This window comes from Bradyrhizobium sp. WD16 (genome assembly GCF_024181725.1).
Classification (GTDB): domain Bacteria; phylum Pseudomonadota; class Alphaproteobacteria; order Rhizobiales; family Xanthobacteraceae; genus Bradyrhizobium_A.
Map to the genome: position 1 here is coordinate 1,605,403 of NZ_CP028908.1, position 13,380 is coordinate 1,618,782.

The window sequence follows — 13,380 nt, forward strand, 5'->3', positions numbered from 1 at the left end:
GACACTGACCTGAGGAACGCAGCATGAGCGACACCATCCTCGAAGTGCAGGGCCTGGTCGGCGGCTACGGCAAGATGACCATCCTCAACGGCACGACATTCAGCGTGCCGGCCGGCACGATCACGACGGTGATCGGCCCCAACGGCGCCGGCAAGTCGACGGTGTTCAAGGCGATCTTCGGACTGCTCAAGCTGCGCGAGGGGCGCATCGTCTTCAAGGGCGAGGACGTCACCGGCTTCAGCCAGCGCAAGCTGCTGGCCGCCGGCATCAGCTACGTGCCGCAGGGCCGCAACATTTTCCCGGAACTCTCGGTGCGCCACAACATCGAGCTCGGCGCCGTCGCCGCCGGCAGCGGCATCCCCGACCTGCACGGCCGGATCGAGGCGGCGCTCGACCGTTTCCCGGCGCTGCGCCGCAAGGCCGGCCAGCAGGCCTCGACCCTGTCCGGCGGCGAGCAGAAGCAGCTCGAAATCGTCCGCGGCCTGCTGCTCGCCCCCAAGCTCGTGCTGATCGACGAGCCCTCGATCGGGCTGTCGCCGCTGATGGTGCAGGAAACCTTCGCGATCCTGCGCGAACTGCGCGACCGCGGCGTCTCGGTGCTGATGATCGAGCAGAATGCGCGCTCGGCGCTGGAGATCTCGGATTACGGCATCGTCCTCGAACTCGGCCAGACCCGCCTCGTCGACCACGCCCAGAAGGTGCTGAACGATCCCCGCATCGGCCAGCTCTTCCTTGGCGGCGCCATGGGCGGTGAAACGGGCGGTGAAGCGGCATGACACGGCCGCGGCTCGGCATCGCGGGTTTCGGCGCCATCGGCCGCAAGCACGCCGAGGTGATCCGGGCCCATGACGGCGCGGACATCGCCGGCGTTGCCGATCCCTCGCCCGAAGCCGAGGCCTTCGCCACCGCCGCGGGGCTGCGCTGGTATCGCGCGCCCGAGGCCCTGATGGAAGCGATGCCGCTCGACGGCGTCATCATCGCCACGCCCAATGCCCAACATGTGCCGGTCGCCTGTCACTGCCTCGCCCGCGATATCCCGGTGCTGATCGAAAAGCCGGTGGCCGAGAGCGTCGCCGCGGCACGGCCGCTGGTCGAGGCGGCGGCGTCGAGCCGCGCCGCGGTGCTGGTCGGTCATCACCGCCGCCACAATCCGCGCGTGCGCGCCATGCGCGACATCGTCCGCTCCGGACGCCTGGGCCGGCTCACCGCCGTGACGGCGCTGTTCCTGATCAAGAAGCCGGACGCCTATTTCGACGTCGCCTGGCGCCGCGAGGCGGGCGGCGGGCCGATCCTCATCAACCTCATTCACGACGTCGACAGCCTGCGCTTCATCTGCGGCGAGATCACCGAGGTGCAGGCCATGACCGCGGATGGCGCCCGCGGTTTCGCCGTCGAGGACACTGCCGCCCTGACTTTGCGCTTCGCCGGCGGCGCGCTCGGCGCGGTGACGCTGTCGGATGCGACGCCGGCGCCGTGGAGCTGGGAAATCGCCTCGGGCGAGAACCCGATCTATCCGCATTACGATGAACCCTGCTATCTGTTCGCCGGCGCGTCGGCCTCGCTGAGGGCGCCCGGACTGGAATTGTGGGATTATGCCGGGGAGGCCGGCTGGCACGCGCCGCTGCGCCGCGAGCGGCTCGACGTCGCCGACGCCGATCCGCTGATCGCGCAGATCGGCCACTTTCTCGACGTCGTCGCCGGGCGGGCGGCGCCGGAAGTCTCGCTCAGTGATGCGCTCGGCACGCTGACGGTCATCGAGGCGATCAAGAAGGCGGCAACGAGCGGGACGCGCGTTGCCCCCCAGGCATCCATGGAGCAGGCGACATGAACAAGCGGGCGATTGCCACCGTATCGCTGAGCGGCGCGTTGGACGAGAAGCTGCGCGCCATCGCGGCCGCCGGGTTCGACGCGGTGGAGATCTTCGAGAATGATTTCCTGTCGTTCGACGGTGGACCGCGCGACGTCGGCCGGATGTGCCGCGACCTCGGCCTGGAGATCTGCGCGTTCCAGCCGCTGCGCGATTTCGAGGGCATGCCCGAACCGCAGCGCAGCCGCAACTTCACCCGCGTCGAGAAGAAGTTCGAGCTGATGCAGGAGCTCGGCACCGATCTTCTGCTGATCTGCAGCAATGTCTCGCCGGCCTCGCTCGGCGGCATCGACCGCGCCGCCGACGATTTCCGCGAGCTCGGCGAGATCGCCGCGAGGCACAGGCTGCGGGTCGGCTTCGAGGCTTTGGCCTGGGGGCGGCACATCAACGACTATCGCGACGCCTGGGAGGTGGTGCGCCGGGCCGACCACCCCTCGATCGGGCTGATCCTCGACAGCTTCCACGCGCTGGCGCCGAAGCTGCCGACCGCCGCCATCGCCTCGATTCCGAAGGATCGCATCTTCCTGGTGCAGCTCGCCGACGCGCCGAAGATCGACCTCGACGTATTGTCCTGGAGCCGGCATTTCCGCTGCTTTCCCGGACAGGGCAACCTGCCGCTCAACGACTTCATGCAGGCGATCGCCGCCACCGGCTACGGCGGCCCGCTGTCGCTGGAGATCTTCAACGACCAGTTCCGAGCCGGATCCGCCGCCCGCGTCGCCGTCGACGGCCTGCGCTCGCTGATCCTGCTCGAGGACGACGTGGCGGCGCGGGCGCAGCCGCCGCGGCCCTCGCGCCTGCCGCCGAAACAGGCCAGCCGCGGCGTCGGCTTCATCGAATTCGCGGTCAACGAGGACAAGGCCGGCGACCTTGCCGCGCTGTTCGGCCAGCTCGGCTTCACGCAGACCGGCCAGCATCGCAGCAAGGCGGTGCAGCGCTGGACGCAAGGACAGATTGATCTCGTGATCAACTGCGAGTCCCACGGCTTCGCCCATTCCCACTACATCACGCACGGCCCAGGCGTCTGCGCCATCGCCCTCGAGATCGACGACGTCGATACCGCCATGGCGCGGGCCGAGGCGCTGCACACCCGCACCTTCCATCAGCCGGTCGGCTCGGGCGAACTCGAGATCCCGGCGATCCACGGCGTCGGCGGCAGCCTGCTCTACTTCCTGACGCCGGGTGGCCAGAACTGGGACCGCGATTTCACCGCGCTTGCCGCCGGCGCCGCCGGCGGCCTGACCCGCGTCGATCACATCTCCCAGTCCATGCCCTACGAGGACATGCTGTCCTGGCTGTTGTTCTACACCGGGCTGCTCGACCTCACCCGCTCGCCGCAGATGGATGTCGCCGATCCGGGCGGCCTGGTGCAGAGCCAGGCGATCAGCAACGCCGACGGCTCGCTGCGCCTGATCATCAACGGCTCGGTCGCCAATCGCACGTTGTCGGCGCGCTTCCTGTCGGAATTCTTCGGCGCCGGCGTGCAGCACGTCGCCTTCGGATGCGACGACATCTTCACCACCGTGAAGGCGATGCGGGCGCGGGGCGCGAGCTTCCTCGCCATCCCGGACAATTACTACGACGACATCGAGGCCAAGTACGATCTCGCCCCCGATGTCATCACGCTGCTGCGCGAGAACCAGATTCTCTACGATCGCGAGGGCGACGGCGAATTCTTCCAGATCTATACCCACGCCTTCGACGACCGTTTCTTCTTCGAGATCGTGCAGCGGCGCAATTACCAGGGCTTCGGCGCCGCCAATGCCGCGATCCGCCTCGCCGCCCAGGCGCGCGAGGCGCGCCCGGTGGGCATGCCGCGGATCGGGTGAGTTGAACGGGCGAACGATGTACCGACACAGATCGCGTCGATGAGCCCCTCACCCGGCGCGCTGACGCGCGCCGGGTGAGGGGCATGAGCGAGGCCGCGGGACGGCAGCAGGCCTATCCCCGCCCCTTGTTGACGCGGAAGATCACCGGCACCGTGAAGCTCAAGGTTTCGTCGGCGATCAGCGGCGGCGGCGCCGGCACCGGATCCGAGCGCTTGAGCATCGCCAGCGCGGCGGCGTCGAACGCCGGATCGCCCGAGCTCCTGGCGATGCTGCTCGCCAGGATGTGACCGCGCCGGTCGAGGGTGAAGGACACCAGGATTTCGGCCGCCTTCTCCGTCCGCTCCGAGGGATAGCGTTTGTGGCGATCGAGGTGGGCGACCAGTTCCTTCTGCCAAGTGGTGCGGACCCGCTGCTTGGCTGCGCCGATGCCCTGGGCCGGCGTGGTGGCGCGATCCGACGGCTTGGCGGTTTCCGAGGTCGGCCGCGCGGTGGCTTCGGAAGCTGCGGATTCCGCCGCCGGCGCCGCCTGGGCCGCGGGCTTCACCGGCTCGTCCTTGGGCGGCTTGTCGGTGGCATTGGGGGCGACGACGCGATCGGGCTCCTCGCTCTCGACCGGCACTTCTTTCGGCAACTCGCTCGGCATCAGCTCCGCCTTCTGCGCCGAGGCCGCATTGGACGCCGGCGAAGCCTCGCTGTCGGGACCGGGCGGCAGGTCCGAGGGCGGAGCCTGAGGCGCCGCGAGTTCAAGGCTGATCTCCATGCCCGGCGCGCCGAGCTCCTCATCGACCTCGGCTTCGCTCAGATGCGCGAACGCCAGCACGGCCCCGCCGACATGCAGAAACAGCGCCACTGCGGCAGCGCTCATCCAGAGCACGCGGGAGGGGGAGGCAGGTGCGTCGGCAAAGCTCACGGACGTCGCCTCACGGCTTGGCGGCCGCCGCCGCGCCGCCCGGCACGCCCTCGAGGGCGATCAGCGCCACCTTGAGGTAGCCGCCGCTGCGCAGCAGATCGAGGATGTTCATCATCTCGCCATAGGGCACGGTGCGATCGGCGCGCAGGAAGATGCGCCGATCCTTGCCGCCGTCGCCGCCCTGGCCATCGAGGGTGCTGACCAGATCGACACGTTTCACCGGTGTCTCGCCGATCGCCACCGCGAGGTCGGCCTGGATGGTGACATAGGTCGGCTTGTCGGGCCGCTTCTGCGGCGTCGCCGTCGAGGACGGCAGGTCGACCGGCAGGTCGACCGTCGACAGGGGCGCCGCCACCATGAAGATGATGAGCAGCACCAGGATCACGTCGATGAACGGCGTGACGTTGATCTCGTGGGTTTCGCCGAAATCGTCGGCGTCGTCGACGTCGGTGAAGGTGACGCCCATGGTCGACCTCCGCTATTCCGCCGCCGTCCGCATGCCGCCGCCATGGGCGCGATCGAGATCGCGCGACAACAGCCGGCCGGCGGCGCCGGAAGCACGGCTGACCATCTCGAGATAGGCCTTCGTCACCCGGGCGAAATGATTGTAGATGATCACCGCCGGAATGGCGGCGACGAGCCCGATCGCCGTCGCCAGCAGCGCCTCGGCAATGCCCGGAGCCACCACCGCGAGATTGGTGGTCTGCGCCTTCGAGATGCCGATGAAACTGTTCATGATGCCCCATACGGTGCCGAACAGCCCGACGAAGGGCGACGTGGCGCCGATGGTGGCGAGCACACCCATGCCGAAACGCATCCGCCGCGCCTCGGCGCGGGAAATTTCCGCAAAGCTCGATGCCGCGCGCTCCTTGATGCCGGCGTCACTGGAGATGCCGGCGGACAACCGCGCCTCGCGCAGGGCGGCGGCAAGGAACCCGGCCAGGATACTGGACCGGTCGCCGAGGGCGGACCGCGCCTCCGCGATCGAGCGGGCTTCCGCGATCGCCTCGAGCGCGCCGCGCAGCCGGCGCTGCGCCAGAAGCTGTTCGACGAACTTGCCGATGAAGACGGTCCAGGTCACCAGCGAGGCGAAGGCGAGGCCGACCATGACCGCCTTGACCACGATGTCGGCCGCCATGAACATCGACCACGGCGACAATTCATGCGGTACCGCCAGTGCCCGGATCTGGTGCGGGCCGGCGTCGGTGGCCGCGACCGGCGGCGGTGCGGCGCTCTCCACCGGCGCGGCGACGACAGGCGGCGGCGCCGCAGGAGTTGCGGTCACGGCGGGAGATGCGGCGATCGGCGCGGGCGCCGGCGACGCAAGAGCACCTGGCCGGGCCGCGCCTTGCTGGGCCGCGCCCTGCTGAGCCGCGACTGGAACGGCGAGCAGCGCCGCAACCAGACCGGCAGCAAGGACAGAAATCATACGCCTCATCATGACCGCCTTTCGCAATCCCACTCAGACCTCGGCCCAGTAGCGGATCAGGTTGTGATAGATGCCGGTCAATTTGACCGTTTCAGGGTCGCCGCGCCCGAGCCGCCCGCTCAGGCCCTGGATGGCTGCGTCCAGGTCGAAGATCATGCTGCGAGCGCGGTCGTCCCGTATCATGCTCTGCAGCCAGAAGAAAGATGCCACCCGCGCGCCCCTGGTCACCGGCGTGACCATGTGCAGGCTGGCCGAGGGATAGAGCACGAGATGGCCGGCCGGAAGTTTCACCTCGTGCGAGCCGTAGTCGTCCTCGATCACCAGATCGCCTCCGTCATAATCCTCCGGCTCCGACAGGAACAACGTCACCGACAGGTCGGTGCGGATGCGCAGTCCGGTCAGCGGATCGCCGCGCACGGCATTGTCGACATGGATGCCGAAGTGATGACCGCCGGACGCCGCGTAGCGGTTGAACAGCGGCGGAAAGATCTGCCGCGGTATGGCGGCGGAGACGAACAGCGGATTTGCCGTCAGCGCCGAGATGATGCGCTGGCCGAGGCGGCGCGCCACCTCGCCGTCCGGCGGCAGCTGCTCGTTGTGCTTGACCATCGCGGACTGGCCGCCGGCCGTGGCACGGCCGTCCTCCCACTGCGCCGCGTCCATGACGCGGCGGAAGTCGGCGACCTCCTGCTTGCTCAGCACATCGGGGACACAGATCAGCATGATCAGAACTTCGCAGTGGTGACGAGATAGGCGGCGCGGCCGGGGCCGACTGCGACGAACGGCGCCGCGCTGCGATAGAGCGTGTCGTAATAGAGCGCGTTGGTGAGGTTCTGGACGTAGAGCTTCATGCTCAGATTCTCGTTGACCTTCTTTTCGACGAAGGCGTCGAAGCGCCAGTAGCTCGGCAGTTCGGTGCCGGTGTTGGCGGCGAAGGTGCCGCCGTAGATCTTCGAACGGTAGATCGCCTGCCCGCCGATCTCCCAGCCGCCGTCGAGCTTGTATTTGGTGAGCAGGCTGAAGGATTCGTGGGCGATATTGGCGAGCTGCAGCCCGACATTGCCGGCGATCGCCGTCTGCGTGACCTTGGACTTCATCAGCACGAGGCCGCCGAACAGGCTCCAGCGATCGGTGATGTTGCCGCCGGCCTCCAGATCGATGCCCTGGATGCGATAGGCCGCGCCCGACTGGAGCACGTTGTTGACCGTCTCGCGGGCGTTGGTCTTGTCGGTCTGGAACAGCGCGCCGCTCACCAGCAGATGGCGATCGAACAGCTCCCACTTGGTGCCGATTTCGACGCCCTTGTTGCGCTCGGGCCCGAGGATCTGGGTCGGCGACAGCGTCGGACTGAAACCGCCATAGTCTGCCGCCGTGCCGTCAAGTTCGGCGCCGAACGGATTGGAGGAGGTGGCATAGGCGGCGTAGATGCTGCCGATCGGCAGCGGCTTGTAGACGACGCCGCCGTTGTAATTGACGAGATCGGCGCTGGTGGCGTTCGAGGCGGTGTTGTTGGACGACGTGATGCTGTAGCCGTCGTAGCGTACGCCGCCATTGAGAATGAGAAGATCGTCGTAGTTGGCGGTCTCGATCAGGTAGACGCTCTTGGTATCGACGTTGTAGCGCGTCGGATTGCCGATCAATGTCGGCGACGAATAAAACGGCAGGTCGGTATAGGCCGGACTGAAGATCGACTGGTTCGCCAGCGCGCCGGACCCGCTGAAGGCGCTGGAACCGGCCGCCTCCGAGGCGAGGCCGGTATAGCGGTCGATCGAGACCTTCTCGTTGGCGAATTCGGCGCCGACGACCGCGGTGTGCTTCCAGGGGCCGGTGTCGAACTTGTAGGTGGCATCGCTCTGGTTGGCGAGAACGTCAGTGACCTGGTAGCGGCTCTGCGGATTGGCCGAGAAAGTCCACAGCGCCGGATTGGGGTTCGACGTCTTCGGCTGCTCGGGCAGCGTGCCGATATAGTTGAGCACCGAACGCTCGGCCCGCGACCTGTTGCTGAGGGTGAGGTTCTCGTTGACCCTGAACTCGCCGGTGACGGTGCCGAAATCCTGCTTCACCTTCTGGAAGTCGCGGTAACGGAAGCCGTACCAGGCCTCGCGAGGCACGCCGACCTCGGTCACCGGCACGTTGCCCTGCTTGTAATAAGGCACGCCGAAATCCGGGATCCCGCTCAGATCGGTATGGACGTAATTGGCGGTGATCTTGACGTTATCCGTCGGCGTCCACTTGGTTGCGATGAAGCCGCCCCAGCGGTTGTCGGTGGTGACATCGCGACCGGCGACGCCGGCATCCTGGAACATGCCGCCGGCGCGCATGGCGAAGGTCGGACTGATGACCTGGTTGACGTCGAGGGTCAGGCGCCTGGTGCGATCCGTGCCGAAGGTCGACTCGGCGTTGTAGAAATTGCGGTCGGCGGCCTGCTTGGTGACGATGTTGATGGCGCCGCCGGCCGTGCCACGCCCTGCATAAGACGACGCCGGGCCGCGCAGGATCTCGATCTGCTCGGTGAAGAAGTTCTCGCGGATGCTGACCGCCGGGTCGCGGATACCGTCGATGAAGACGTCGTTGCGCGCATCGAAGCCGCGAATGAAGAAGCGATCGCCGAAGGCGTTGCCGCCTTCGCCGGAGCCGAGAGTGACGCCCGCGGTGGTCCGCCCGATCTCGCGCAGGCTGGTGGCGTTCTTGTCGTCGAGCAGTTCCTTGGAAAGGACGGTGATGCTCTTCGGCGTATTGACGATCGGCTCGGTGAACTTGCCGGACGACAGGCGGTTCACCTTGTAGGGCGCCGCCGCATCCGCATAGGGGTCGGCATCGGGCGGCGCCAGTCCGCCGGCATTGGGGAACGGCACCGGCTGAGCCGCGGCCTCGCGCTGGCGCCGGGCGGCGCGGCGCAGCGCGGTGCGGGCACGAACCTGATCGGCGGTCGGCCTGGATGCCGGTTTCGGTCGCGCGACCGGCGCATCGACTGTCACCGCCGGCAGGGTCGACTGCTGGGCCTCGGCGCCACCGATCGAAGCCACCGCGATCAGGCCCGCGACCGCGGTGACGCGCCGCGCCGGGTAGTCGGCTTCATTCGGAATTGCGATGACGATGTTCGACCGCAGCGATCGCGGCGCCCTGACCCCACTCATGAATAATGCCCCAAAGCCCCAGTGATATTCGCATGTTCGGACGATCTCGCGCCGCAATCGCGATGATGACCGACAGCCGAGGTCTCACATGCGGCGGCTTTGCGGAGCAATTCGAATAGGTCTAATTGGCGGCAAAGCCGCCTTGAATCGTTCCAGATCAAAACCGTTCTAAACTTGCAGGCCGCGGAATGCGCCATCGAGGCCGGGATCGGCTCCAACCCCGCCCGCAGCAGTTGTGGCAAGGCGCCACTTCACGTTTCTTCGCGTGTCTCTTCGGGATCGGGTTCGCTCGGCGGCTTCATCAGGGAGAACAGTTCGTCGACCGTGACCATGGCCGCGCGCCGCACGCGCTCGGTGTCCTCGAGCCCGGCGATGTTGACGCCCTTCACCACGGCGCGGATCTCGTCGCGAAAATCGGTGAGGAAGCGCACCGGATCGGCCTGCTGGTTGGCGACGCGCGCGATCAGGCCGGCGACGAGGATCTGGCACGCGATCATGCGGCCGTTGAGTTCATCCATGAGGAGCTCCAGCGGCGAGACGGACACCATCGACCGCCATCCCGAGGCGCGGCCTGAAGGGCGCGTCTCAAAGGATGAACGATCCTGGCTTCGCTCGCACTTTTGGCCACGCCGCCCTTCGAGGCCCGCCGTGCAGGCGCCGCGGGTGACGTGGGCATGGTTTGTCCGATGCGTTACACGGCAAACCAGCCGAGGCGAAAGCTCGCCTCGGCTTGAATCTCTCTAAATCTGACCGCCATGAGCGCGGTGAGCGCCTCAGTCGTCATCCTGCTGCGCCAGGAGCGCGGCGTTGCCGCCGGCAGCGGCGGTGTTGATGGTGTGCGTCTGCTCGCGGGCGAGGCGCGGCAGATAGTGCGGGCCGCCCGCCTTCGGTCCGGTACCCGACAAGCCATGACCGCCGAAGGGCTGCACCCCGACCACGGCGCCGATCATGTTGCGGTTGACATAGACGTTGCCGGTGGCGAGTCGCGATGTGACGGCGTCAACCGTGTCGTCGATCCGCGAATGAATGCCGAGCGTCAGGCCATAGCCGGTGGCGGCGAGATGAATGCGAGCGCGCCCCTGCATGTAGCGAGTTCTTCAAACGCGCGTCAGATCCAAAACCGCACTAGCAAATAGCCGGGGCGAGAGCGAGGGCGACGGATCTCGATGGCTTATCACCGCCGGTCAGCCGGCCGCATGGATCGGTCCATCGTCATGCGCGCCCTGCGGGGTGCCTTCGGCCGCGCCTTGGCGTATTGCTGGAAGCTCGATCGGCGAAACGGAAACATCGCGCAATGCTGGAGAAGACGCGGCAACAGCCCGGGGCCGACCGCGGCGGGGCGCGGGAACCGATGTCGCGGCGCGCCACCGAAATTGCGCTTCTGGTCGCCAGCGCCTTCTTCATGGAGATGCTGGACGGCACCGTGATCGTGACGGCGCTGCCGGAGATGGCGAAAAGTTTCGGCGTCAACCCGGTCGATCTGACGCTCGGCATGACCGCCTATATGCTGACGCTGGCGGTATTCATCCCGCTGTCGGGCTGGTTCGCCGACCGTTTCGGTTCGCGCCGCGTCTTCGTGCTGGCGCTTGCGATCTTCACCCTCGCTTCGGTGCTGTGCGGACTTGCAACGGGCACCTGGAGCTTCACCCTGGCGCGGGTGCTGCAGGGTTTCGGCGGTTCGATGATGGTGCCGGTCGGCCGTCTCGCGGTGCTGCGCACGACGCCCAAGCAGCATCTGATCCGGGCCATCGCCGTCATCACCTGGCCGGGCCTGATCGCGCCGATCATCGGCCCTGCGGCGGGCGGCTTTCTCACCACCTACGTGGACTGGCGCTGGATCTTCTTCCTCAATGTGCCGCTCGGCCTCGCCGGCATGGCGTTCGCCTGGCGCCTCATTCCCGAGGGCGAGGACAGCCGCGACCGGCCGCTCGACCGCGCCGGATTCGTGCTGAGCGCCGCGGCCTGCCTCGCCTTCACCTACGGCCTCAACCTGTTCGGCAATGTCGACGTGCCCGTGGTTCTCGCCTCGCTGCTGGTGATCGCCGGCCTCGGCTTCGCCGTGGCGACCTACATCCACGCCCAGCGCCACCCCTCGCCGCTGCTCGACCTGTCGTCGCTGAAGATCCAGACCTATGCGGTGAGCGTCGGCGGCGGCACCCTGCTGCGCACCGTCATCAGCACCGCCCCGTTCCTGCTGCCGCTGATGTTCCAGGTCGGATTCGGCCTCGATGCCTTCGAGGCCGGTCTGCTGGTGCTCGCGGTATTCGTCGGCAATCTCGGCATCAAGCCGCTGACGACGCCGATGCTGCGCCGCCTCGGCTTCCGGCGGCTGCTGCTCGGCAACGGCCTGTTGTTCGCGGCGACGCTGGTCGGCTGCGCCTTTCTCACCCCGCAGACGCCGCGGGTGCTGCTGCTGCTCCTGCTCCTGATCAGCGGTGCCAGTCGCTCCACCCAGTTCACCGCCATCGCCACCATCGCCTTCGCCGATGTGCCGCAGCAGCGCATGAGCGGCGCCAATACCTTCTTCAGCCTGATGTTCCAGCTCAGCCTGGGCTTGAGCGTCGCGGTCGGCGCGGTGTGCCTGAAGATCGCCTCGCTGCTGCTCGGCCATCCCGCCGGATCGCTCACCCTGGCCGATTTCCGTCTGGCGTTCCTGCTCACCGCGGGACTGGTCCTGATCGGGCTGATCGACAGCTTCCGTCTGCCGGCCAATGCCGGCGAGGCGGTCAGCCGCAAATCCTGATCCCGATCGACGTTCGATCGGAACGCAATCCCCGACTTTTGTTCGATGCGTCTTCTTCACGCCAAGGAGGCCCGCCTCGCTTGAAAGCGCTTCAGGCCCCGCGCAGCAGGTTGGCGCAGCGCTCCGGCACCTCGACGGCAAAGCCGAGGATCACGGCCGACAGCGCCTTGCCGTAATTGTCGAGGCTGAGGCTGCGCGACACTCCGCCGCCGAGCGCCCCACCAGGCCGAACCCGCCCCGATCCGCAGTGCCGGCACCTTCTCTCCTCCCTTGCGCGAGCGCTCGCGTTTTCTTGTGTCACATTTTTGTGGACCTTCACCGCTTGCGCGGCGGCGCGATCCGAAGAACAATTGCCGCCATGAAGCTGGTTTCCCTTGCGACGCTTGTCGCCCTCGCCCTGGCGCATACCGCCCCGGCATCCGCGGGCGAACTCGCGCCCTTCACGACATCGCTGTCGAACAACACGCCGCTCGCCTTCGGCATGACGGCCGCCGACGCCGCGGCGGCGCTCGGCGCGCCGCTGACGTATGTCCGCGGCCGTCCGGGCGATGAAATTCTGGTTGCGGTCCGCGGCAACGGCGGCAGCGGCTTTTTTCCGCGCGGCGACCGGCTCTATCTCCAGTTCCGCAAGGGCCGGCTCACCGGCTGGAAGGGCGACTGGGGCCGCAACTGGATGTGGCGGTAGCGCAAAGCGCCTCCAGCTGCGGCGCTCCGACGTATCGTGCCGCTGCACGGCCAGCTCACCTGCAGGCGACACGACTTTCCATCGAACGCTCGAGGACATTCTTCATGGGACAGGACATTCAGCTCACCGCTTCCGATGGCTTTCAGCTCGGCGCCTATCGCGCCGATCCGACCGGCGCGCCCCGGGCCGCCGTCGTCGTCATCCAGGAGATCTTCGGCGTCAACCATCACATCCGCAACATCTGCGACCGCTTCGCCGTCCAGGGCTATACGGCGGTGGCGCCGGCGCTGTTCGACCGCAGCGAGCGCAATTTCCAGTCCGGCTATTCCCCGGAGGAGGTGGCGGTGGCGCGCAAGTTCATCGCCAAGCCGGATTTCGAGGCCTTCCTGCGCGACACCGAGGCGGCGGTGAAGGCGGTCGCCGATGTCGGTCCGGTGGGCGTCATCGGCTTCTGTCTCGGCGGCAGCGTCGCCTATCTCGCCGCCACCCGTCTCGACGGCCTCAAGGCTGCGATCGGCTATTACGGCGGGGCCATCGTGCGTTTCGCCGACGCGCCGCCGAAGGTCCCGACCCAATTGCATTTCGGCGAGAAGGACACCGGCATTCCCCTCGCCGACGTCGAGACCATCCGCGCCAAGCGGCCGGACGTGGAGGTCTTCGTCTACGAGAACGCGCAGCACGGCTTCGGCTGCGACGAACGGGCGAGCTATCACCAGCCAAGCGCCGAACTGGCGCGCCGACGCAGCCTCGACTTCTTCGCCAGGCATCTTGAGCGCTGAG

At 67.4% G+C, this 13,380-nt stretch carries 12 protein-coding genes and 1 pseudogene; 6 read left to right on the forward strand and 7 right to left on the reverse strand.

Annotated features, from left to right (window positions below; genetic code table 11):
• Positions 1-23 precede the first annotated feature (23 nt).
• The 3 genes from DB459_RS07430 to DB459_RS07440 are packed head-to-tail and all read left to right on the forward strand — an operon-like array spanning position 24 to position 3,696.
• Positions 24-776, forward strand: a complete 753-nt coding sequence (locus DB459_RS07430) for an ABC transporter ATP-binding protein (RefSeq protein ID WP_253712253.1) — start codon at positions 24-26, stop codon at positions 774-776.
• Positions 773-1,828, forward strand: a complete 1,056-nt coding sequence (locus DB459_RS07435; protein ID WP_253712254.1) for a Gfo/Idh/MocA family protein — start codon at positions 773-775, stop codon at positions 1,826-1,828. Before DB459_RS07430 ends, DB459_RS07435 begins: the two co-directional genes overlap by 4 nt.
• Complete coding sequence (locus DB459_RS07440) at positions 1,825-3,696, forward strand: bifunctional sugar phosphate isomerase/epimerase/4-hydroxyphenylpyruvate dioxygenase family protein (protein ID WP_253712255.1); 1,872 nt, start codon at positions 1,825-1,827, stop codon at positions 3,694-3,696. Before DB459_RS07435 ends, DB459_RS07440 begins: the two co-directional genes overlap by 4 nt.
• Before the next feature lie 112 nt (positions 3,697-3,808).
• Here DB459_RS07440 and DB459_RS07445 read toward each other — a convergent pair whose 3' ends face one another.
• From DB459_RS07445 to DB459_RS07475, 7 genes and pseudogenes are all read right to left on the reverse strand, one after another.
• Complete coding sequence (locus tag DB459_RS07445; RefSeq protein WP_371926890.1) at positions 3,809-4,606, reverse strand: energy transducer TonB; 798 nt, start codon at positions 4,604-4,606, stop codon at positions 3,809-3,811.
• A 10-nt stretch (positions 4,607-4,616) separates the two neighbouring features.
• On the reverse strand, positions 4,617-5,072 hold the full coding sequence (gene exbD / locus DB459_RS07450) for a TonB system transport protein ExbD (RefSeq protein ID WP_253712256.1): 456 nt from the start codon (positions 5,070-5,072) through the stop codon (positions 4,617-4,619).
• Between the two features lie 12 nt (positions 5,073-5,084).
• Positions 5,085-6,044: a tonB-system energizer ExbB gene (gene exbB / locus DB459_RS07455; protein WP_253713460.1), complete on the reverse strand. Its 960-nt coding sequence runs from the start codon at positions 6,042-6,044 to the stop codon at positions 5,085-5,087.
• A 24-nt stretch (positions 6,045-6,068) separates the two neighbouring features.
• Positions 6,069-6,758: a Fe2+-dependent dioxygenase gene (locus DB459_RS07460; RefSeq protein WP_253712257.1), complete on the reverse strand. Its 690-nt coding sequence runs from the start codon at positions 6,756-6,758 to the stop codon at positions 6,069-6,071.
• 2 nt (positions 6,759-6,760) lie between these two features.
• On the reverse strand, positions 6,761-9,172 hold the full coding sequence (locus DB459_RS07465) for a TonB-dependent siderophore receptor (protein WP_253712258.1): 2,412 nt from the start codon (positions 9,170-9,172) through the stop codon (positions 6,761-6,763).
• 251 nt (positions 9,173-9,423) lie between these two features.
• Positions 9,424-9,690 (reverse strand): hypothetical protein, encoded by a 267-nt coding sequence (locus DB459_RS07470; protein ID WP_253713461.1) that lies wholly within the window; start codon positions 9,688-9,690, stop codon positions 9,424-9,426.
• A gap of 255 nt (positions 9,691-9,945) precedes the next feature.
• Positions 9,946-10,233, reverse strand: a pseudogene (locus tag DB459_RS07475) (aldehyde dehydrogenase family protein); the annotation flags it as partial.
• A 233-nt stretch (positions 10,234-10,466) separates the two neighbouring features.
• Between DB459_RS07475 and DB459_RS07480 the strand changes: the two are divergent.
• The 3 genes from DB459_RS07480 to DB459_RS07490 all read left to right on the forward strand — a co-directional run bounded on the left by DB459_RS07480 (position 10,467) and on the right by DB459_RS07490 (position 13,379).
• Positions 10,467-11,915 (forward strand): MFS transporter, encoded by a 1,449-nt coding sequence (locus DB459_RS07480; protein ID WP_253712259.1) that lies wholly within the window; start codon positions 10,467-10,469, stop codon positions 11,913-11,915.
• A 358-nt stretch (positions 11,916-12,273) separates the two neighbouring features.
• On the forward strand, positions 12,274-12,600 hold the full coding sequence (locus DB459_RS07485; RefSeq protein ID WP_253712260.1) for a hypothetical protein: 327 nt from the start codon (positions 12,274-12,276) through the stop codon (positions 12,598-12,600).
• A 104-nt stretch (positions 12,601-12,704) separates the two neighbouring features.
• On the forward strand, positions 12,705-13,379 hold the full coding sequence (locus DB459_RS07490) for a dienelactone hydrolase family protein (RefSeq protein WP_253712261.1): 675 nt from the start codon (positions 12,705-12,707) through the stop codon (positions 13,377-13,379).
• The last annotated feature ends 1 nt before the right edge of the window (position 13,380 follow it).